The sequence below is a fragment of the Marinomonas posidonica IVIA-Po-181 genome (assembly GCF_000214215.1).
Classification (GTDB): domain Bacteria; phylum Pseudomonadota; class Gammaproteobacteria; order Pseudomonadales; family Marinomonadaceae; genus Marinomonas; species Marinomonas posidonica.
Genome location: NC_015559.1, coordinates 1,738,212 through 1,761,709, shown reverse-complemented (window position 1 = coordinate 1,761,709; position 23,498 = coordinate 1,738,212). Strand labels below are relative to the sequence as shown.

The following is a 23,498-nucleotide window of genomic DNA, read 5'->3' as shown; positions in this document are numbered from 1 at the left end:
AAGCCATTTTAATTAATCTATAAAACTACAACGGAACCACTTCTAATTGTTCGTCCGTTAAATACACTTGAGCACTGTCTTTCCAAACGATCTTCTGCAATGCATCACTCAGCATAAAATTACCCGCAACAGAAACCAGCTCGGCTTCCATACTTTTACAAAAAATTCGCGCTGCTGAATCTCCTTTGACGCCAGCTAAAGCACGGCCACGCAAAGCACCATAAACATGGATATTGCCATCAGCCAACACTTCAGCACCGGCACTGACTTGCGTTAGCACAATCAAATCCCCTTCCGCGTACACTTGCTGACCTGAACGAATGGGTTTAGTAATCACTTTTGTCGCTTGTGGAACCAACTTTTCTTCAACGATCGTTTTTACTACGACATCTGGACTGACATCGGTTGAGGTTATTGGTGCCATATTAATCGCACGAGCTTTACTGGCAGGCAATAAAGCGATCGATACTTGAGCATGCCATACCGGCAGAGCATCAGGATCACAGCGCCAACCTATGACACTTAATCCAAGTGGCGAAATGGCTTGTATCAATGCTTCAAATTCATCAATGCGAATACCGCGCTTCATCTTTGACAGATCAATTATGATCGGTGCCTGATTAAAGAAGTTTGGTACTTGCGCAATTTTTTTCTCTAATTGAATGACGATTCCCTCTAATGAAAACGAGTGAATCTCCAATAAAATAGTAGTAACCACACTTCCTTTTAATTGGAAGCCAGAATCAGTCATCTACAGTATCCTTATTTAACAGTCTAAACATGGCCACATACGCAAAAAATACAGCATGACCTTGATAGCGCAGCATTCTACCAAGGCCACAGACGAAAGAAACGCAAATTACAATAAAGAAACACGATCACTTGCTCCCTTATAGTGCCTCATGTGGCTTGTGTGCTCAATAATGAGCGATCTTTTAACGTTATGATTCTATTGATATTTTACAAGTTACTTACATACTTGTTCCCATTAATCTGGGGAAAACTTTTGCACCATAGATAATCAATCTGTGACGGCAAATTCTGACGCTAATCGACTCACCCCCAAACCACTTTGTTTCGTTAACTTAATTTGCACAGGAATTCGTTCTTTCAACGCACTAATGTGACTGATTATGCCAATGGTTTTTCCTGATGAATGCAAATTGTCCAAGGCGTCCAAGGCCGATTCCAAGGTTTCGCTGTCCAAGGTGCCAAAGCCTTCATCAAGAAACAATGAATCAATACTGGTTTTATGAGACACCAAATCCGACAGCGCCAAAGCCAAAGCCAGACTCACCAAGAAAGACTCCCCACCCGACAAGGTCTTAGTATCGCGAGAAACATCCGCTTGCCAAGTATCCACCACCGCCAAGGACAAGGCCTCTGCTTGTCTTTTCAACTGATAACGACGATGCAAAATAACCAAATGCTGATTGGCTAAATACACCAGATGATCCAGTGTTAGACTTTGCGCAAAGCGACGGAACTTAGCACCATCAGCCGAACCAATTAAATGATTCAATCGATCAAGATGTACCAACTCTTCACGTAAAGCATTGAGTTCCTCTGCGGACGCTTGCGCTTGCTCACGTCGTTGCACTTCTTCACGTATTTTCTGAGAAACCTCTCCCAAGCTGCGATTCAACTGTTGTTGCTGACTTTCAATACGCTCCACCGAAGCCACTAGCTCATCAAGCGCGATACTATCAAGCGGATCATTTTTAGGCTTGGATTGAGCATGCTCAAGACACGCTTGTTCCGATTGTTTTAGCAAGGCGGTTTGGCGGGTTATGGCGTCCTTTAAATCGCTAGAAAGCTGTTGCAGCAAGGTAAATTCAGCCTCGGACAGGCAAGCAGATTGCCAATCTAAGTCACTTCCAAAGCCTTTCTCTTGCAACGCGTTTTGCCAAACCGAATCCACAAGTTCAAGGTCTTTTTTCAGGGAAACAAGGGACTTCTCAATTGCTTTCAAACTTGCCGACAATGTCGCCAATTTGGTTTGAACCAGCTCACGCTCTTTTACCGCCGCGTCATACTCTTCGCGTTTTTGCATCAAGGCTTGCTGAACATCAGCACGGAATGCCGCCAACGTTTTGCCTTTCAGCCTTTTATCTAACTCTGTATCCAATTCGCTCAAGGTGTTGGCCTGTTCGCTCACTAGTGACACCACCTCATTCACCTGAAGCTGACTCTCTTTGACTCGCTCTTCTAACGACACTAACTCATAAGCAAGCTGTTCTTCTTGCTGAACCTGCGTATCATAATTCGCCTTGGCTTCTCGCCACGTCTGCAAAGACGTTTGCAAGGCCAGAAGACTTTCACTCAATGGCGAAGACAGATAACGCTCCGGCACCTCAGCCTCTACAAGGGAAGTCATCAACTCACTGTGAATACGCTCTTTCTCTGAAGCCGTTTTTTGATGATCCGCCTGTTTTGACTCTAAGGTATGACGGAGTAAGCGACCTTGGGATTCCGACTCCTGAAGTTGCAAGGTCATGTGTTGCAGTTGAGTTTGACTCATGGTCAATTGCTCTTCTAATGCCACACGCTGCTGATGCTTTTCGAGCAAGATGACATTCAGATCATTCACATGGCTCCAAGCTTGCTGAACCCTATCGACACAGCTTGAAATATGATTACCATCCAACACTTCGACCGGATCACTGACCATCAAGCCATTTAACAATGCCAGCAGCTCCGCCTCCGTTGCTGATAACTCACTCACTAGCGTAAGGCGTTGATCCTGTCGCATTTCCAGCTCACGGGTTAACACCTGCTGATTCGCCTTCAACCCTTGCCCAACTTGTACCAATTCATCTAAATCAGACTTCAATTGCTCCAATCTTTGTTGGTTTTCCTGGTTCACTTCTTGATACCAAGCCTGACCCAACTCATGCTCATGGGAACCACACAAGGGACAAGGCTGATGATCTTCCAGTGCAACACGTAATTCATTCAACACAAGGATATGACGTTCGGCGTCCACCAGCTTGGTTAAATCGTTTAAATGGGCATTTTTCTCTTTGTAAGTCAGTCTTTGCTGAACCAGCTGCTGTTCTTGCAACGCCAGTTGATTGTTTAACTCACCAATAGAGTGATCAATTTCTTGAGCTTGTTGGCACTTAGCTTGATAAGACTCATAGCGACTCACTAGCTCCACAGCTTTTTGCTGCTTTGCTTCCTCATGACGGAAATGCTCTTGCCAATCCCCCCATTCTCGACCAGAGGATAAGCCAAGAAATTCCTCCACCCGCTCTTTCAATTGCCCTTCCATGGCGGCGGTATTGGATTTTTGCTGTTCGACGCCTTTTTTACTGGCGGCAAATGAATTCAAAGCCGAATCAAGAGACTCTTTGGCACTAGACACCTCCGCCGATAACCCCATTAGGGTTTGATCTAGCGCCTGAATTGCCCCTTGCTGATACAACCAGTTAGTAACTTGCGCCTCAATCTTTTCTGGCGTTTGCCATTCAGACAAACTCTGCTGGCTTTGCTGCGCCGCCAACCTAACCTCGTTCGCTTTGGTTTTCTTCTGCTCTAACGCTTTTAGGCTGTCTGCATGCTTTTGTTCTATAACAAGGCGACGATTATTGGCTTCCATCAGCTGTTCATTAACACTGTCTCGACGAGACACCAAAGGCTGAATCACCTTCGCTATCTCTTCGTTCAGCGCTTCCCATTGAGCCGTTTGTTCATCAAAGGTCTGCTGTCGTTGCTCGGTATGCTCATCTGCCGTTTTAAAAACCTGGTTCTGCTCAAGGTGTTTTTTCGAAACCTCTGTCTGCTCCGTTTCAAGTTCCACAACTCGGCGCTGCACGTCTTTCAGGCTCTGATGCTGACCTAGCAAAGCATTCGCCACAGCGGCATTGTCCAATGCAGTTTGCTTCGGCTTAAATGCCTCCACAGCCGCAACCGCTTCGTCATGTTGCTGAGTATGCATAGCCAACTGCTTTGCAAGCCTTGCCTCGGCCTGACGCCAGTCTAAATGTTGCTTATGCTGCTTTACGCTCTCCGAGAGTGTTTTCTCTTGCGCAGAATACGTCTTTTCTTGCTCAACCAGCGCCTGCAACTCCTCGTCACTCAATAATTGACGTTGAGCATTCACCGCTTCTAACTGCGCAATTTTCTGACGTTCAGATTTATGTTTTTCAAATACCCATTGAGACACCTGACCATAAATTTCCGTGCCCGTTAACTCCTCCAGCAGCTCCGCTCTGTCATTAGCAGACGCATTGAGAAAGGCCGAAAATCCCCCTTGCGCCAGTAACATGGACTTAGTAAAACGAGAAAAATCTAACCCTGTGATCTCTGCTATTTTCTCTATTTTCTCGTTTATCTTAGTGGTAATAATGCTGCCATCCCGCTCACACAACTCGCAGGTCATTGGTTGTAACTTACCGTCACTGCTGCCACGTGCTCGACGCTGCCCCCAGAAAGCACGGTAACCTTTGCCTTTAATCTCAAATTCCACTTCCGCAATACATTCAGCCGTATGGCGCGTCATCAATTCATTCTGACTGGGTGAGACTTTCAAGCGTGGCGTTTCGTGATACAGAGCCAAGCAAATGGCATCCAGCAAGGTCGACTTACCCGCCCCAGTTGGACCAACAATGGCGAACACACCAGCGTCATCAAACGGCGCTTTGGTAAAATCGATTTCCCATTCACCTTTTAGGGAATTAATGTTCTTCAGACGAAGCTTACAAATTTTCATGCTGGCTTCTCCTTCTCAACTGACTTTTTCGTCTCTGTTGCCGGGGTCGCCTCAAACAAATCTTGGTCCGCTTCTTGTTGGCTTTCTTCCATTTCGATCAAGCAGCGATTAAACAACTCAGTCAATGTGACGGCTTCCTCATCCTCCACATCAAGGTTCAGCTGCAAGCTTTTCTCAAATACCTCTTTTACCGTTAATTCAGACAAGGTTTGACGAGATTCAAACACTTCATTCTTTTGTTCAATGGCGCTTTTTCTCATTACCCGTAGCAACTCAATGGGCTTATCTGCAATGGCTTCCACCAGCCGCTTATGCACATCGCTTAAGTATTCATCGGCAATCACAGTCACTTCCAACCAAAGACTTTTCCCTTTAAAGAAAGAAGCACTTACCGTCAGCTCGAGTTCATCAATCTGTTTCAAGAGGCTTTTTAGGTTGCCTTTAATACTTTGCAGCGACTGAAAATTAGGAATCGGCACCAGTTGAATAGGCTCTTGGCTTTCCTCAAACAAATCCATCACCGGTCCTTGTTCACCAAAGGCATCGGTATCCACAATAACAAGGGATTTCTCTCGGCCTAATTCATCAAAGCTCAACGGAATTGGGGAACCACTGTAACGAAAGCGGCCATCCTTAGTAATCGCTTGGGCCCTGTGAATGTGCCCAAGAGCAAGGTAATCAAACTTAGGAAATACCGACGTAGGCAAAGCCTCTAACGTGCCCACATAAAGATCACGAACCGACTCGCTTGCCTGTCCGCCCATGGCAGTAAGATGCCCAGTGCCAATAATTGGAACGGGGGTTTTAAGGTTTCGATTTTTCTCACAAGCAAAATCAAACACCTGCTGATAAAAATCGCCAATTTGTTCGAGCAAACTGTGCTTCTTATCTTGTTCAGACTGACCTACAAGGCTTTTCATCACATCTTTAGGGCGCAAATACGGCACAGCACACACCCATGCACCGATCTCGCCTGTTTTGTCTTTTAAGGGAATAACATGAGATTCAAGGTCATCTAAATTGCCTTGGCTAGTGACTTGCGCATCAAGATAAAAAAGTAGGCTTTTCGATTCATTCAGCATACTCACCGAGTCGTGATTCCCCGCCACAATCACCAACTGACAGCTTCGCGCTTTCATGTCCAACACCAACTGGTGGTACATTTCACGGGCATAACTTGGCGGCGAGCCAGTATCGAAAATATCCCCCGCGATGATCACTGCCTCAATGGCTTGTTTTTCCACTAAAACCAGCAACCAATCAATAAAAGCTTTGTGCTCGTCACGACGGGACTTACCCATGAAATGCTGCCCCAAATGCCAATCTGAGGTGTGTAAAATCTTCATTTGGTAACCTAATTTGATTATTCAGCGCACGAAATGCAGCTGACGGGTTCGAATACGTAATGGCCTTAAATAGGTATCCCATTGTTGCAGAGAACGTTTTTGACCATGATACAGAATGTTTAAATCAGTCGAGTTGGTTTTACTTAAAACATGCGCAAAGGCTTCCTTCAAATCCGTTTGCTCTGCTAAGCCCTCAGACTCATCGGATAAAGTGCAACACGCCAATAAATGACAATCCACGTTAGCAAGTACCTCTCGCCAATGTCCTTCATAGGCCGCATTTTCCGCCGCTAAAATTACTAGCCAAGAGCCATGATCTACCCCTAACTCATACAACAAACGACCTTTTCGAACGCCCTGTTGAAGTTGCAAAAAAACACGATCAGCTGGCGTAAGATTCAAAGCCTGTTGCCAGTCAGTTGTAGATAAATGCGGTTTTGACAACACCAGCGTCAACGCTTGACCAGCCGCATTTAAAGCCATGAATTCTTCAGTCAAGCCATCTTGATCAAATGCTAAACGCAGGCGATCCCCAAAGGATTCATCACTAGGACCCATTAAGGTTAATTCAATGCTGGCCTCATCTAGCCATTTTTTGGAAATCAGGGCAAAAGGAATGTTTGATGACACAGGTTGTGTGGTCAGTGACATGGGAGACACAAGCTGGGTTTGGCAGGCTAAAAGTGATTCACCGTTATTTTGATCGTATAAACGACATGCGCCACAGGCCCCCGCCCGACAGCCATAATGAACATCGCATTGATTGGCAAGTAACGCCGACAGTAGGTTTTCTCCAAACGCTGCACGAACCTTCTTACCATTCAAACTTATCGTCAGTCCTTGCGAACTCATGGTCTAACCTAACCAAATTGAAAGCCAAGATTATGACATAATTTATAAGGGGAAGCTTGGATCATATTTCCAAGACTGCATTCAAGGTAGCGGCACACCAGCACAAATCGAATTTGTACAATATAGAAACAAAATGTTAATCAGTAACCCTTATCAACAAATCCGAACTTAAGTGCCACCTTTGAATTTAATCTAAGGTGGCACAATCGCAATGCTTTAAGCTTCCGGTACCGAAGCCAACAAGGCCACTAATAGATCCCAAAAATCGGACACAGAATCAATCTCCATGCGCTCCGTTGGCGAATGAGCGCCGCGAATATTTGGACCGAAGGACACCATTTCCATGCCGGAATACTTTGCCCCAATGATGCCGCACTCTAGGCCCGCATGAATGACTTTCACATTCGCTTGATAGCCCATGACCTCTTTATGCACCTGCAAAAACGCTTTCAGTAAGCCTGCGTTCGGATCGGGTCGCCAACCAGGATAACCATTTTCCAAACGCACTTGAGCATGAATCAAAGAGAATGCCGATTTAGCCACATAGGCTTGATGCTCAACAGCTGAGTCGACTAACGATCGAACCAACAAACAGGCATCAAATTTCTTTTCTCCTGATGCTAGGTTACTAAGGTTGATGACACCTAGATTGCACGATGTTTCAGTCACACCGTCTAATTCCGCACTCATTCTATGGACCCCATGAGGTGCACAATATAAAGCACTTAATAAACGGTCCGTAGCCGTTTTATCCAGTTCAGAATCTAATGCCGCTGGTGTTAAGGCCACTTTTAAATCTGGCTCAATGGAAGCAAACTCAAGCTTAGTGTTTTGCTCAAATGATTCAATAAAGCGAAATAGGTCAGCCTCAGCATGGGCTTTCACATTAATTGTCGCCGTAGCATCACGGGAAATGGCATTGCGAAGAGTACCACCAGAAAAAGCGCTTAGCCCAAAATCACATTGCTCTTTTAACAAGTTTAATAGTCTAACAATCAATAGGTTTGCACTGGCACGACCTTTATGGATATCCAATCCAGAGTGACCACCGCGTAAACCGGAAACCGTAATCTCATACGCTTTTTTATCTGCTGTGACTGGAATCGGCGTATAAAGCTTATCGATATTAATATCGACCCCACCCGCACAACCAATGTAGACATCGCCTCGATCTTCAGAATCCAAATTGAGTAAGATTTTTCCTTTTAAAATACCTTCCTCAAGCTGCAAAGCACCGCGTAAACTGGTTTCTTCCTCAATGGTAAACAAGGCTTCAATGGGGCCATGTGCCATGTCAGTAGATTCCAATACCGCCAAGGCGGCTGCGACACCAATGCCATTATCCGCCCCCAAGGTTGTGCCTTTTGCTGACACCCAACCGTCGATGATTTGGGTTTGAATCGGGTCTTTGGTGAAATCATGCTCAAGTCCGGCTTCTTTTTGCGCCACCATGTCTAAATGACCTTGCAACACGACGGTTTGTCTATCTTTCATGCCCTTACTAGCAGGTTTACGAATCAACAAATTGCCCACAGGATCAACATAAGTGGTCAAACCCAGTTGCTCAGCCCAAGAAATTAACTGATCTCGTAACTGCGCTTCATGAAAGGAAGGTCTTGGGATATTACAAAGGGTTTGAAAGTGACGCCAAATAGCTTCTGGCTGCAAACTGCTTAATACTTGGTTCATTCGATACTCTTAACAATGGTCAATTTTTCACTAGGGTAAAGAAGCTCAAATACAGAGGCAATCGAAATTAAGCCTAGCCCCATACAGAAAACGCATGTTACTGAGCATGCCAACACCTAATAATTTGAAATGGCGTTTTATTTTATAGAATCGCATTTGATATTTCGCTAATATGAACGCTCAACACCGTCTATCAAACAACACCAATAAAAAAACAGGACGTCACCATGCAAGCTGTACTGGATTACCTCACTCAATATGCGGATACCATTTTGCGCGATTTTCGCGACCCTTATCATGGCACGCCATTGTTTTTTGATGGCTGTGATGCGCAGAGTAAACAAGCCGTTTGCTGGAACAATACCGATGGTCGGATTTGGCAACCTTCTAACCTTGCCAGCCAACAAAATCTATTTCGTTTCTTGGTCGGCTTAACCAATATCACACAAGACCCTCAATACAAACAGGCCGCGCAAGACGCCATCCGATGGCATTTCGATCATGCTGATTCCAGCGGCTTGATTCGCTGGGGCGGTCATTCATTTATTGATTTAAAAACCTTAGACTCGGTCGGCCCTGAAAACAAAAACATGGTGCACGAACTCAAACACCATTGCCCTTTCTATGAACTCATGTACGAAACCAACCCCGCCGCCACACGAAAATTGATCAAGGCTATTTGGAATACCCATGTCACCGATTGGCAACAAATGGAAATGTCTCGTCATGGGCAATACGGTCTCAACTTTGATGAATTAAGTTTCTGGGACAAACCCAAACACACTAACCTTCAACCATTACGGGAAATGAAAGGCTTATCCTTCATCAATATTGGTAACGATTTGGTGTTCAGTGCTGGCATGCTTTACAAACTAGATGGGGATGAAAAGGCCTTGTCTTGGGCTGAATATTTAACGCGCCAATACATCAATAGCCGTCATCCTGATACCCAGTTGGGTTGCTATCAATACAATCAGCCCCTTAAAACCGGCGATGCGCCAGCCGATGAACATCACCCTCAATACACCTTTTCGTTTTGGGGAGACAGAGCACAACGTCAATTTGGACCAGAATACGGTGAAGTGGCGAAAGAAGCTTGGGTATTATTCAAGGTTGACGAAGACGCCCTTAATGGCCCAGAAGGCATATACGGTGACTGCGCCTTAGCACAAACGTTACTCGCCAGAGAGTTAGGCACAAGAGGCAAACAATTACTGAATTGGACAACAGAAGGGCTAGAAGCCTGGGCGCATTACGCTTACGACGCGGATACCAACGAAATAAAACCCATGTTCGCGGATGGTAAAGATCTCACCGGACACAAAATTCCTCGCTTTGGCTACTATGGTCAAAAAGACCAAGTATTCACTCGTCGTCCTCTGCCTGCCCATGTCTTCCTTGCCTACGTGACGAACTGGACAGAAAGCCGTAGCGAAAAGCTCTGGCCCAGCGTTTGCGCCATGGCAACCCACTTTGGCTTGGGAGATTGGCAAAATAGAAACGTGATCGAATTTGATGGACCAGTCGATCCTTTATTGTTGTTCGCCGCACTGGAAATGCATAGCTCAACACAAGACCCTTTCTTTATGACATTATCGGATACGTTGGCAAGCGCTCTCTTTAAACAAACCGCTCATCATGGTTTATTCACCCCCTCCAAAGCACACATTTATTGTCGCTTTGATGATGTCGCCCCACTGGCCATACTCACCTGGATCGCCCATAAAAAAGGCTCATTTGATCAAATACCGATTTATCGCAGCCGAGGTGGCTACATTCATGGGGACATCTTGCTTGATAACGGACAGGTGAAAAACATCATGGATGTGAGATTTATTTATGAGCAGAAGAAAACAAAAAAGACGCACTAGGCGTCTTTTAAAATCACATATTGGTGAGCCGTTTAATCAGTCGCGCTTTTTCAGGGATCCTTCAGAGAAAGTCACAAATTCTTCTGCGCTGGTCGGATGGACACCCACCGTTGCATCAAAGTCTGCTTTGGTCGCACCGGCTTTTATGGCGATACCTAACCCTTGAATGATCTCGCCTGAGTAATCACCCACCATGTGTGCGCCAATGACTTTATCGTTCTGATTATTGACCAATAACTTCATCAAAGAGCGTGATGTACCACCACTCAAGGTGTGCTTCATTGGACGAAAATCGGTTTGATACACTCGAAAATCAATACCACGAGTCTCGGCTTCTTGTTCTGACAATCCGACCGTTCCAATCGCTGGCTGGCTGAATACCGCCGTTGGGATATTGTCATAATCAAAGTTAACTGGTTTAGCTTCAAACCAATAGTCGATCAATGCCATGGCTTCCTTGATGGCAACAGGTGTCAATTGAATGTTATCCGTTACATCACCGAGCGCAAAAACACTGTCCGCAGTTGTGGTGAAATTACGATCCACTTTAACCGCACCGTTTTTAACTGTTTCAACCCCCGCTTTTTCTAATGCCAGTGTAGACACATTGGGCACACGACCGGTTGCGTACAAAATCAAACCAAACGCTTCACTGTGCCCGTCTTTAAAATGCACCAAGCGGGAAGCATTTGGTTGCTGAGGATCAACCAACTCGATACTTGCAACGTCTGTATTCAAGCGAACATCAATACCCGATTTCTCATACTCCACACTGGCAAAATCACGCACATCTTGATCAAAACCTCGCAGCAATTGATCACCACGATAAGCCAGGGTCGTATCCACACCCAAACCATTTAAAATGCCGGCAAACTCAACGGCAATGTAACCGCCACCGACCACCAAGGCTTTGCTAGGTAAAGATTCTAAATAGAACATTTCGTTGGAACTGACCACAAGGTCATTGCCTTCGAAGTCTGGAATAAATGGCTTAGCGCCCACGGCGATTAAAATCCGCTCTGCTGTGTAAGTTTGACCATTTACTTCCACCGTGTGCGCATCAACAAAACTTGCAAAGCCAGAGATTAGCTCAACACCAGCATTATTAAGCAAATTGCCATAAATGCCATTCAAGCGTTCAATTTCTTTGGTTTTGTTATCACGCAAAACAGACCAATCAAAGGATACACCCTCATGCTGCCAACCAAACCCAGCCGCTTCGTCAAAGCCATGACCGTATTCCGAACCATAAACAAAGAGTTTTTTCGGAACACAACCTATGTTCACGCAAGTACCACCTAATGCACTGCCTTCAGCCACGGCCACTTTGAAACCTTTTGACGCCGCCACTCGGCTTGCTCTTACGCCACCAGAGCCTGCACCGATAACAAATAAATCGTATTGATAAGCCATTACACTGTACTCCAACTTCTTGCATCACAAATATGCTTGCCAGTGTAGCAGGGCTGACTGAAAAAGTTTAAAAGAATCATTCTATTAGAGCGATCAAAAAAAGCATTTAAATGTGCAAGTCAAAGACAAGATTGACGTAGATACATCTGCTATTATTGTCAAAAATACAGTTGGAAGCATGCTATGAAATTTGTCTCTTTTAATATTAATGGTCTGCGCGCTCGACCACACCAAATTGATGCTTTGGTGGAAAAGCATCAACCTGATGTCATTGGCTTGCAAGAAATCAAGGTGCACGATGACGCTTTTCCTCATGAAATTCCACAAGCCGTTGGCTATCACGCATACTATTATGGTCAAAAATCCCACTACGGCGTGGCCATATTCAGTAAGCAAGAAGCCACTAAAGTCGAATACGGCTTTCCAGGAGATGATGAAGACGCTCAACGTCGTATGATCATTGCGACTTTTGACACCCCACAAGGACCAATCAAAGTCCTTAATGGGTATTTTCCACAAGGGGAAAGTCGCGATCATGAGACGAAATTCCCAGCAAAGCGTAAATTCTACGCGGATTTAATGGACTACCTTACCAAGCATACTGCAGATGAGAAAATCATCGTCATGGGTGACGTGAATATCTCCCCGACGGATCTCGACATTGGCATTGGTGAAAACAATGCTAAGCGCTGGCTCAAGACCGGCAAGTGTAGTTTCTTACCAGAAGAAAGAGAATGGTTTAAAACCTTACTAGATTGGGGTTTTACAGACACCTACCGCCACCTGAATCCCTCTAAAAACGACCGATTCAGCTGGTTTGACTACCGTTCGAAAGGCTTTGCGGATGAACCCAAGCGTGGTCTTCGAATTGACGTTATTTTATCTTCTGCTGGCTTAACGCCCTATGTGGCCGAGGCTGATGTAGACTATGAATTACGAGGTCTGGAGAAGCCATCTGACCATGCTCCTATTTGGACACGCTTCGACTTCAAGTAATCGAGATTCCATGGCGGCCATTGTTTGTTTTTTAAACAAGCCAAACAAAGGCCGCCTTACTTGATGAGAATAAATATTAACTAACACTACCCCCAGATTTATCCACAGACATTGTGGATGACTTTTCACTTTATAAGATAATGCAAGGTAGTACGGCATAAAGGAAAAATGTATGGCGAATAATTCAATGACAATGCAAGAGATGATCACTCAATCATCTCAAGCTGCGATGTTTTTAAAAGCGCTAAGCAATGAAAACCGATTGTTAATCTTATGTCATTTATTAGAAGGGGAAATGTCGGTAACGGCTTTGAATGAAAAATTACCCCTCAGCCAATCGGCTTTATCACAACATCTTGCGGTACTTCGAAAAGATAACCTAGTCGCCACCCGTCGTGAGTCCCAAACCATCTACTACAGCCTAGGGGATCAGCGGGTTAAAACCTTGATTGAAACCATGCACAGTTTGTTTTGCCCAACGCTATAAAAGCCATTCAAGTGAAACGGCTCACTGTCAGAACCTAATCACGACTAAACCAGCGAGTCAAAATACCCCATAACGTATTGAGCAAACTGCTGCGGGCACTCTATTGGTAGCATGTGACCACAAGCATCAATTTCAAACACCTCTGCCACTTGACTGTCTTTAAGACGTTGCCGATCAAATGACGATAATAGATTATCTTCCGTTCCTGCTAATACACAAATAGGCACTTCTAACGCCTGCAAACTGGTAATCAAGTCCGGTCGCTGCAGACTGGCTGTTAACTGCTGCACTAAAGACACTTCACCAAGAGTTGCATCCATCGCCTGAATCAGAGCAATTAGAGGATTTTTTTCTCGAGAAGACAGTCCTAACATCGACTGAGCCTTCTTTCTCGGTATGCCAGAATACCCTCGCGTGGCCACCCAATTGAGCGCAACGTGTCTTTGTTGTCGCTCTGATTCAGGTAAACCCGTCGCCAGATTGGACACCAACATTAAGCGTTTAACTCGATGCGGATGTTTCACCGTCAATGCGGCTGCGAGATAACCTCCCATGGAAAAGCCCAGTAGATTAACCGGCGTTTCGGGCAATCGCTTAAGCAAGCAATTAATCATGCCGTCTAATGTATTTTCGAATGGAATTGCCTGATGAATTAAGCGGACATTCTGACCGAGATGTTCGCTGGCTTCATGCCAAAGACGCTCATCACACATGGTCCCTGGTAAACAATGTATCTCAGTCACAATCCACTCTTTATGCAGTTAATAAGTGGCATATCTTAACCTTTGAAAGACCGCAAAACGAGGAATGCCTCGCTGAGTGAAACCACTGTGCTTAAAAATGATGGTTGAGCCCACTGCTGGCGGATTTTCTCTTTCTTGATCGCTAAAACCACTACCAATTTTGAAACGCACACCTGACGGCATTTCCACCAAAACAGAGCCCATTTTGTGCTCATATTTGCCTTGGCCAGCCAACACGGCCACGACCTTAGCTTCTTTTTCAACATAGGGTTTTAACTTTAACAGATTGTCGGTTCGACCACTTTCAAACACCGCCAATTTACGATGCAACATCAAGCCTTCCGCGCCCGATGCAACATACTCATTAAGCTGATCATACAACTCGGGCAAATCCACTACGGTAAATTGTTGCACAGGTAACACGTGAGGTAACTCAAGATGTTCCAAAATACGCTTATAGCGAGCGTATCTCTGTTCAAAAGTCATACTCCGCTCTTGATCCGGTGCATCAAAAATCATGTATTTGATCTGCCGCCACTCTTGATCAATTGGCTGCTTTTTTCGCACAATAGACAGAATATTGGCAAAGTCATTATGCTGAGTCCAAAGCTCACCATCCAACCAAATATTAGGCAGCTTTTCAGTGAACCACTTAGGCGCATGAATGTTATTGCCTTTGCGGGTAATCAGTTTTGACCCTGTCCAGATGGCTCGAATGCCATCATATTTCTCACTGACAAAGTAGTCTTGAACGTGAATGTCATCACTAAATTGAGTGGCTAATTGCACCTCTGTTTGCGCAACACCTAAGGCGGGAAGGCTCAACACGAGCCCAATCAAACAACATTTAATCCACATATCTCACTCCTTGAGATGATTTTTATTGTGTCAATTCCTGCGTATAAAACTAAAGCATTTAACCATCATTGGCAATTTCTGAGAAAAGGCCACTTAACGTCTCATAACACATGATATAAAAAGCCAAACAATATCTTAGGGTTATGACAAGGTTCGTTTTAGGTTGCCAAGAAGAAGTAAAAAATAACCACTTGGTCAAATCGTGCACAGATTAATTTCTAAACAACGTCATGTCCAGTCTTTTCCCCTTTAAACCGCCATTATTTTCATACTTTATCTTCCTTAACTCGCCTCTTTCATACAAGCCAGTGATCTATCGATCTCATTCATTGAATGCGTCAGCCAATTTGGCTGTAAATGACCACATTAACAAACCCTTTCTATGATAAGGCAGAAGCTCAGAGGTGTTATTCTTGCCTTTCCTAAGCCTGTTCGACTAAGCCATTTTCACGTAAGCTTGAGGTTTACTTATTGAGAATGAAACAAGCCAATGCGTGCCATCATACTGCTTTCCCTTTTGATCATCAGTGCCTCTAATTCAGCACTCGCCGAACCTGATTTTGCTCACATAAAACACATGGCACAACTTTCCTCGGATACCTATGAAGCCGTCCAGCAAGAAGAGCTCAACACAACCACGTTAGCCAATAAGCTAGCGCTACAAGACGAAGTCCTATTACATGATGCTGTCATACCCAATTCAGATGTGTTGTATTTTTTATCAGAAAATGACCACTACCAAACCATCGCGATTCGCGGTACCGCAAACCTAAACAATGTCATAGTGGATTTAACCGTGTCACTTCAACCCAATAAAGCGCTGGGCATCCTTCTACATCAAGGTTTTGCCGAAGCCGCTAAACAGGTATTAGAAGACGTTAGACCTCACCTCAAAGACAACAAGCCGATCCAAATTACAGGTCACAGTTTAGGTGGCGCCATTGCGGTGGTATTGGGGATGTTGATCCAACAAGAAACCTTGCCACTTGAGAAAATTACGACGTTTGGACAACCCAAGGTGACCAATGTCAGCGGTGCAAAAAGGTTTGCAGACTTGCCTCTGATCCGTGTCGTAACACAAGACGACATTGTCCCCTTAGTGCCACCCATCAGCCCATTGCAAATTCGGAATTTAGACATTTTTTGGCACATTGGAGAAGAAATCATTCTTTTAGCGCCTCACCAGTATTCCATCACCAGTGGTCTAAAAAGCGCCATGAGAGCAACCAAATTCACCAATAAATTACCAAGTGAAGATAACTTGCTTGCCCATACCATAGCGCAATATTTGAGCCTATTGGAGCAATTGCAGCAGAACAGACAAGCCGTCCCCTATCGCATGGACATTAACCTGTTTGGGATTTCCATTGACTAGTCAGAGGATAAACGCAAGCCAATGGGCAAACTCTCGCCCACTAACGAATTTAACTCTTCTGAACTGATTTCCACCTGACTATCAAGACGACTTGCCCATTGTGATGGGCATTTGTCTTTGATTAACTTTTTAGACACTTTCTTGCGGTAGTCAGACAGCAAATCCGTTTCCATTACCGATATCTGGCACATTAGTACCGCCGCCAAACCCGCCTGCTTACGTTTTTTCCAATCTTCTTTCAATGCTCGATCCAAAATGACCGGCAAATCCGACTCAGGCAACCTATCGGACGCTTCACCAGATAAGAGACGACGAGAAGCAATTCGCCCCAGCGTCCACCAAGCCGTGTCCGGCTCAGACGATTTCGTCAAACGCTTCAACAACCATTCTACCAAGGTTTGTTTTTCTGACAGAGGCAAGGCTTCCAACGCGCCCACTAAGCGGATTAGATCATCGCTAGAGCGGCTTGCTAGCGCCTTCATTTTCTCTCTCGAACGCTGCCCTGAAGGCGAATAAAACTGACTAAATTGCTTAAACAGTGTCCTTTGTTGATCTAAAGACAAACCACCCGCAACCCGTCGATATAAGGTCCAATATTGCCCCCAAACCGCAGAACTATCGAACTGAGTGCCCGCTTTGGTTAAGTTGATGACTTGCTGAACTCTGTCTTCATCGCCCTCAGCACCATAACCTGGACGTAAACAGTAGCCTAATAACTGAAGCCACTGTCGTTCATGCTGGGCACTTTTCAGTCGACCTGATTTCAATACCAGCAATTTATCCACCACTCTGCGGGAAGTCGCCAAACTCCAATCATCACGAGCACCGAGCAGTTGATCCAGATCTTGTTTTAACGATTTCACCAAATCTGGCGATTGCTTTTGACCTGCACTGGAATAGCATCGCGCCAAATGCTCTTCTGCTTCACCCATTTTGGCGGCGAGCAAACCTTCATTTTGGCGGTTAACACTCTCTTCCGACGCTTGCGTGGAAAAGTCCAAGCGCCATTTGTCAGATGAACCCGCACTTAACAGCTCCAGCTGCAGAACACCAACGTCTGTCATTTGCGCTGCAACATTGACCAGCACTTCTGCGCTGTCTTGCTGCGCATCTAACTCAGTGGCTAAAGTAGAAATATAATGTAGACCTGACTCGTCACGCACTTCACCAAGCTTGCTAATGATATGGTCGTCTGCACGAAAAAGAGGGAATTGCACTTCCTCTCCCAAAGTCACCATAAAATCCCGTGACAGAGACAGGGTTTCAGCCGTCAATGTGCCTTTAGGCAAGATACAAACAAACTGCTGTTCCGTCAGTTTTAAATACAAGCTATGTGGCACACCACTCTCAATTCGATGCCCTTCCCCAGCCAAGGCTTTCAGATACCAAGCCGCCCCTTTAGCAACCGCTTCGTTCGGGGCTTCCGCAAGGCATTCTAAAATAGGCTGATCAGTCCAAGTATTTAACTGCTTGCGCAACTGACTTTTTAAAAGCGCACTGTTAAATAAGCCACCATTAAATAGCACCGCATCAGGCATAGACGAATGGGTCGCTTGCTGAATATCGGCTTGGTGTTGACAAATAAAATCCGCAAGATGACGTGTGAAAGCCGGATCAGATTCATAGGCTAAACCTAGAGTATGCATAGCATATGAGCTTTTATGCACGGCATCGTCCAATGCCACAATTGGGAAAAAGCCAGAACTGACCTGCTCTAATAATGCCTCACGGGAGACATCAAACTTTTGTGCGCCACCAATCAATCGACTGCCACCGCCTAATACCGTAATACTCAAGGATTCAGGTGCGTTATCACTGAGCAAGGTTTCTTTTGCTCGACGGGTTTGCTGCACCAAAGTCGCTAATCGGGAGGCCGATAAAGCAGAGATTTGCTTGGGGTCCAGCTGAAACGCCAAGGCTTGATCAAGATTATCGCCGCCCAATAACAGGTGTTCACCAACGGCGATTCGCTTCAAGGCAATGTGGTTCTTCTTCGTACTGGGTAAAATCGATACCAAACTGAAGTCACTGGTGCCACCACCAATATCCACCACCAGCAGCATTTTTTTATCCGCAAGATCAGCACGTTTTTGATCATCGCTGATATAGTGATAACAAGCCGCTTGCGGTTCCTCTAATAAATACAGTTCATTCAAACCTGCATTCTTCGCCGCTTCTAGCGTTAATGCTCGCGCTTCTTCATCGAACGAAGCCGGTAAGGTTAACGCCACTTGTTGCTGTTCCAAAGGCGCATCGGCAAATTGCTGATTCCAACTTCGACGAATGTGCTGCAACAAGAGTTCACTGGCTTTGAGTGGACTGATTTTATTTTTCAGCTCACTTCCCCACGGCAAAATACCCGCACGGCGATCCACTTGACGATGACTAAGCCAGCTTTTGGCACTTTGTACCAATTGACCCGCGCGACGTTGACCTAATGCCAAGGCCCCCACACCAACAATGTAGTCTTTATCTTGGCTATTATGCCAAGGTAAAACGGGGTCAATCTTACCCTGTTCGTCGTCGGCTAAAAGGTAAATGGCACTGGGTAGATAGTCGAACGCTTGTACCGAGGCATCCGCCATGAACTGCGGCATGGATAATAACAAGGGCTCGGACGCATCTGGGGCTAAATAAGACACCACACAGTTTGTTGTCCCTAGATCAATACCAACTCGATAAGCGCCTTTTGTCATTAACCTTCCCTCACCTGAAACTCAATTTTCCACTGTAAATCCGAACGAGTATCGTGAGCTTGTAACAGCAATAAACCTAAATCCGTCACTTGTGCAGTAACGTAAACACGCACCATCTCGCCTTTGGCATAATGCCCTTCATCAAGTTGAATGCTTAATGGGCTCAATTCGCTCAGCTGCGCCAAGGCAAAAGAAGAAACGACCTTGCCCAACGGCTCGGCTTCACTTATTTGCGATTGAAAGAAACGAAAGTGAACGGGCTCACCAACAACCAATGAAAACTCATTTGGTAGCATCTGTTCTGCGCTGCCTTCTTCCAACCCAAACGGCGCCACGCAGATAGCATCGACTGGCGGCGGCATACCCGGAATCGCCGGCATGGGACTGGCAACCCCTATGTAATAGTTCGCTGCTAAGCCGCTTTTTACTTTGACACCGCCATTGGCTTGAACCTGAGCATAATAAGTCGCGCCCTTCGCCACCGCATGATCTAGGTGAGCTGGCGTCAACATAGTAAATTGAGCCCCTTCAAGCAGCTCACTCAGTCGACAAGACAAGCTTGTCACCATAGGCAAAGCGTTAAACACACCACCGTTTAGCAAGACTTTGGTCGGCTTCGCCTGATGTTGACCTATGAACTCACTGATATGTCGAGTAATCGCTGGGTCACTTTCGTAATCCAGATTGATCGTACTGATACCAGATCGAGCTACTTTTTGAGCTTGCTCACCGGCCATCACCTTAGGGAAAAAACCCTCAATTAATAATTGCTGAACATCAGTTTGCGTTAAATTGGCTTTGATGCTTTTGTTGAAAATGCTACGCCCACGATTTGGTACCACAACCGAGGCTTCCGCTAACTCTGGATTGGCTAACAGACGCTCTTTCGCATCCCGACACGCTTGAGTCAAACCGCTAATTTGCCACGCCTCAAGCTGGGTCCCTTGTTGCGCTAATTGCCCGGCCAAATGATAAGTTAAGGTCATGTCCATATTGTCGCCGCCAAGTAGAATATGACGACCAACGGCAATGCGCTCTAAGCCCAACGAACCTGACTCTTCAGTCACTTGAATCAATGATAAGTCGGTTGTACCACCACCGACATCAACCACAAGAATCTGTTCGTCTACTGTTAACTCACTTTGCCAATCCTGCTGATCCGCCAACCAAGCGTAAAATGCCGCCAAAGGCTCTTCGATGAGTCGCGCCCTTAGCCCTACTTTCTCGGCCGCTTGTTCAGTGACAGTTCGAGCCGCAGGATCAAATGATGCCGGCACCGTGATCACAACATCTTGTTGTGACATAGGTGACATTGGAAAAGCATGATTCCAAGCAGACACCAAATGACCTAGCAAGCTTTCAGTCACCTGAGCGGGTGACACCTTGTCGACTTCTTCCAAAGCATCGATTGGCAATACCGCTTCGTCAGGCCCCACTTGCGAATGGCATAACCAACTTTTCGCACTTTGCACCATGCGCCCCGATGACTTTGCACCCAACTCCCGGGCCAGTTGACCAAGAATGTACGAAGTTTTCCCCCAGGGTAACTGTAAGTCACTTTCAAGAAATTCCGTGGCATGAGGGTAATACACAAAGGATGGTAATAACGGACGTTCTACTACCTGCCCTGCGGCACTTAATTGAGGAATCAGTAATTGCTGTAAGCCAAGAGACGGCTCATCCGCTTTCTTTTTCTCTAAAAAGTAGACAGCCGAATGCGTGGTACCTAAATCGATACCAATGACATAGTCACTCATGATTACACCTCGACTTCAGCAGGTGCCAGAATAGACAAGCTTTGGGTTTGGCTAACCTGAGGCAATCGGATGTCTGTCACTTGCCAACCTGAGTGAATCAAGTTCCCCGAATATGGACCCGTTCCTTCGACACGACCTTCCAGCTTAATTTGCTGCGCATCATAATCCGCAGGGATAGTCACCGAGGTATTTTCAGGCGCCGGATTCACTACCTCAAGGGTAAAGTTTTGCGCCAAAACCTTGCTGCTACCAGCGTGAATTTGACGCGCCGCCGCACCCACTTCCTCATCGGAATAGGCGTCGATGCTTTCCTGTACAAAATCAATAAAACGCGCTTCTTGCTGCAAGAGCTGCAGTAATTGCAAAGCGCCATCCGTATTCACAGACGCTAGCGCCGGCGCGGCTACCTCAATCTCGCGAATCACTTCAACTTCTTCTGTGATGACGTTAGGCTCTACTTCAAAAGCCAACTTTTCACCTTGGCCTACGGCTAGACAACGAGCCGCGTAATCACCATTGCTCAAGTATTTAAAAAACTGACCAAAGGCGCCAAAAAAGCGCGGAATGAAAGACACTTTCGTTAATGTTTGACTCATGTTTTATCCGTTCTGCATTTCTTCTAACTCAAGCCAACGTTCCATTGTTGTCTCCAGTTCTTGTTCTTTTTCGGCCATCTTCGCTAAGGTGTCCTGTACCTTTTGCGCATCGCCGCTGTAAAAATCCGCCGCGCCCGTTATTTGCTGAAAGGTTTCAATCTCAGCCTCTAAGTTAGCAATGGCATCTGGCATACCATCAAACTCTCGCTGTAATTTATAGCTCAGTTTGCTTTTTACTTTGCTGGCTGGCGCGGGTTTGTTTACGTCACTCGTTGACGTGTCGGCTTTTGGCTTGGTCTCGGTCGTCTGTGAGGTTGATTCCGTTGGGAACTTACCGCCCTGACGAATCCAGTCCTGATAACCACCGACGTATTCTCGTACTCGCCCTTCACCTTCAAAGGCAATAACACTGGTCACCACATTGTCTAGGAAAGCACGATCGTGACTGACCAATAACAAGGTGCCATCGTAGTTCATTAATAACTCTTCCAGTAACTCAAGCGTTTCAACGTCTAGGTCATTGGTCGGTTCGTCCATGATCAAAAGGTTCGCTGGCTTGGTAAAAAGCTTGGCCAGCAAGACGCGATTTCGCTCACCACCGGACAAGGCCTTAACAGGGGTACGCGCTCGCTCTGGCGGAAATAGGAAGTCCCCTAAGTAACCGATAACGTGCTTGTTCTGGCCATTAATTTCAATGGTCTCTTTGCCTTCGCCAACGTTTTCCGCCACCGTTTGCTCTGGGTCAAGCTGTTCACGTAGCTGATCAAAATACGCAACATTGAGTTTGGTACCTTGACGCACGGTACCTGAGCTCGGCTCTAAATTGCCAAGCAGAATCTTTAGGAAGGTACTCTTACCACAACCATTAGGACCAATTAGACCAATGCGATCACCACGATTCACCATGAAGTCCATGGGTTGCAGGATCACCTTGTCTTCAAAGGCATGACCGACTTGCGTAAACTCTGCGACCAACTTACCGGATTTATCTTTGGTCTCGATCGACATTTTGGCGTTGCCTTGACGATCAATGCGCTCTGAACGCTCAACTCGCAAGGCCTTCAATGCTCTTACTCGGCCCTCATTACGAGTTCGACGAGCTTTGATTCCCTGTCGAATCCAGACTTCTTCTTCAGCTAGACGTTTATCAAATAACGCATTGGCGCGCTCTTCTTCTTCCAACAGCTTTTCTTTGAAGACTAAAAATTCATTAATGTTGCCCGTAAAAGACAACAAGTTACCGCGATCTAATTCAACGATGCGATTGGCCAACTTCTCAAGGAAACGTCTATCGTGGGTAATGAAAAGAATCAAGCCCCGAAACTGTAGCAGCTGTTGTTCCATCCATTCGATGGTCGGTACGTCCAAATGGTTGGTAGGCTCGTCCAGTAATAAAACGTCCGGGGCCGAAATCAAAGCTTGCGCTAAGATCACTCGACGACGCCAACCACCGGATAATTCAGACATCAACTTATCCGCGGGTAATGCCAAACGCTGAATCATGTGATTGACACGTTGCTCTAAATCCCAACCTTGTAAACGATCAAGATCATTTTGAATGTGGCCCAGTTCATCAGAATGATCCTGTTCCATATCTTCCAGGAGCTTAAAATAGCGCGTCATCAATTGATGTATTTCACCCGCCCCTTCACTGACCACTTCACGTACTGTTTTACCATTCGCTTCTGGCAATTCTTGTGGCAGTTGTGCGATGCGCATCCCACCTTCAAGGCGTACCACGCCTTCATCTGGAATTTGTTCGCCAGACACCACTTTTAAAAAGGTTGATTTGCCAGCACCATTGCGGCCAATGATTGCAACACGTTCGCCCGCTTCCGCGGAAAAACTAATTTTTGACAACAGCGGGTTATGCCCAAATGCAACACTCACCTGCTCTAAAGACAATAGACTCATATCTATCCAGTTATAATAGGGAAAATTTGTGGCGCTATCATATCACTCTTCCTTTGGAAGGTTTAGCTTAGAGCTTGCGTTATCACTAAGAACTTAAGATTAAAGAATTTTTAAAGGACATTAAGAGCGAGTTTGAAGCGATTTCAAGAGTTGGAACAAATAAAATAGATGATATAACGACATTCTATATA

At 45.6% G+C, this 23,498-nt stretch carries 16 protein-coding genes; 4 read left to right on the top strand and 12 right to left on the bottom strand.

The genetic code is table 11. From position 1 onward, the window contains the following. Positions 1-25: 25 nt before the first annotated feature. From minC to MAR181_RS08250, 5 genes are all read right to left on the bottom strand, one after another. Positions 26-751, bottom strand: a complete 726-nt coding sequence (minC, locus tag MAR181_RS08270) for a septum site-determining protein MinC (protein WP_013796143.1) — start codon at positions 749-751, stop codon at positions 26-28. Between the two features lie 270 nt (positions 752-1,021). Continuing rightward, positions 1,022-4,714, bottom strand: coding sequence for an AAA family ATPase (locus MAR181_RS08265; protein ID WP_013796142.1), 3,693 nt, complete (start codon positions 4,712-4,714; stop codon positions 1,022-1,024). Then, positions 4,711-6,060 (bottom strand): exonuclease subunit SbcD, encoded by a 1,350-nt coding sequence (sbcD, locus tag MAR181_RS08260; RefSeq protein ID WP_013796141.1) that lies wholly within the window; start codon positions 6,058-6,060, stop codon positions 4,711-4,713. Before sbcD ends, MAR181_RS08265 begins: the two co-directional genes overlap by 4 nt. Positions 6,061-6,081: 21 nt before the next feature. Further along, entirely contained in the window at positions 6,082-6,912 is an 831-nt protein-coding gene (locus tag MAR181_RS08255) for a 2Fe-2S iron-sulfur cluster-binding protein (protein WP_013796140.1), read from the bottom strand. 216 nt (positions 6,913-7,128) lie between these two features. Then, positions 7,129-8,601 carry an aminoacyl-histidine dipeptidase gene (locus tag MAR181_RS08250; protein ID WP_013796139.1) on the bottom strand — a complete coding sequence of 491 codons (1,473 nt, stop codon included), beginning with the start codon at positions 8,599-8,601 and terminating at the stop codon, positions 7,129-7,131. A 227-nt stretch (positions 8,602-8,828) separates the two neighbouring features. Between MAR181_RS08250 and MAR181_RS08245 the strand changes: the two genes are divergently transcribed. Next, a complete protein-coding gene (locus MAR181_RS08245) occupies positions 8,829-10,472 on the top strand; it encodes a pectate lyase (protein ID WP_013796138.1) in 1,644 nt (547 codons plus the stop codon). Between the two features lie 36 nt (positions 10,473-10,508). Here the strand turns inward: MAR181_RS08245 and gorA are convergent, their stop codons facing one another. Then, positions 10,509-11,885: a glutathione-disulfide reductase gene (gene gorA / locus MAR181_RS08240; RefSeq protein WP_013796137.1), complete on the bottom strand. Its 1,377-nt coding sequence runs from the start codon at positions 11,883-11,885 to the stop codon at positions 10,509-10,511. Between the two features lie 183 nt (positions 11,886-12,068). Here gorA and xthA point away from each other — a divergent pair, with 183 nt between their 5' ends. Both xthA and MAR181_RS08230 read left to right on the top strand, forming a co-directional pair. Further along, positions 12,069-12,881: an exodeoxyribonuclease III gene (xthA, locus tag MAR181_RS08235; protein WP_013796136.1), complete on the top strand. Its 813-nt coding sequence runs from the start codon at positions 12,069-12,071 to the stop codon at positions 12,879-12,881. A 172-nt stretch (positions 12,882-13,053) separates the two neighbouring features. Further along, positions 13,054-13,368, top strand: coding sequence for an ArsR/SmtB family transcription factor (locus MAR181_RS08230; RefSeq protein WP_013796135.1), 315 nt, complete (start codon positions 13,054-13,056; stop codon positions 13,366-13,368). A 44-nt stretch (positions 13,369-13,412) separates the two neighbouring features. Here MAR181_RS08230 and MAR181_RS08225 read toward each other — a convergent pair whose 3' ends face one another. Together MAR181_RS08225 and MAR181_RS08220 are read right to left on the bottom strand one after the other, a co-directional pair. Then, entirely contained in the window at positions 13,413-14,111 is a 699-nt protein-coding gene (locus MAR181_RS08225) for an alpha/beta fold hydrolase (protein WP_013796134.1), read from the bottom strand. Positions 14,112-14,129: 18 nt separating this feature from the next. After that, positions 14,130-14,969, bottom strand: a complete 840-nt coding sequence (locus MAR181_RS08220) for a DNA ligase (protein ID WP_013796133.1) — start codon at positions 14,967-14,969, stop codon at positions 14,130-14,132. 490 nt (positions 14,970-15,459) lie between these two features. Between MAR181_RS08220 and MAR181_RS08215 the strand changes: the two genes are divergently transcribed. After that, positions 15,460-16,344: a lipase family protein gene (locus MAR181_RS08215; protein WP_013796132.1), complete on the top strand. Its 885-nt coding sequence runs from the start codon at positions 15,460-15,462 to the stop codon at positions 16,342-16,344. Here the strand turns inward: MAR181_RS08215 and MAR181_RS08210 are convergent. From MAR181_RS08210 to MAR181_RS08195, 4 genes are read right to left on the bottom strand one after another with little or no spacing between them, the layout of a single operon-like run. Further along, positions 16,341-19,040 carry a hsp70 family protein gene (locus MAR181_RS08210; protein WP_013796131.1) on the bottom strand — a complete coding sequence of 900 codons (2,700 nt, stop codon included), beginning with the start codon at positions 19,038-19,040 and terminating at the stop codon, positions 16,341-16,343. The two genes, MAR181_RS08215 and MAR181_RS08210, sit on opposite strands and share 4 nt — an antisense overlap. Beyond that, positions 19,040-20,797 (bottom strand): Hsp70 family protein, encoded by a 1,758-nt coding sequence (locus tag MAR181_RS08205; RefSeq protein WP_013796130.1) that lies wholly within the window; start codon positions 20,795-20,797, stop codon positions 19,040-19,042. The genes MAR181_RS08210 and MAR181_RS08205 overlap by 1 nt, the downstream gene beginning before the upstream one ends. 2 nt (positions 20,798-20,799) lie before the next feature. Beyond that, a complete protein-coding gene (locus tag MAR181_RS08200) occupies positions 20,800-21,393 on the bottom strand; it encodes a DUF2760 domain-containing protein (RefSeq protein ID WP_013796129.1) in 594 nt (197 codons plus the stop codon). A 3-nt stretch (positions 21,394-21,396) separates the two neighbouring features. Continuing rightward, on the bottom strand, positions 21,397-23,307 hold the full coding sequence (locus tag MAR181_RS08195) for an ATP-binding cassette domain-containing protein (RefSeq protein WP_013796128.1): 1,911 nt from the start codon (positions 23,305-23,307) through the stop codon (positions 21,397-21,399). Positions 23,308-23,498 lie beyond the last annotated feature (191 nt).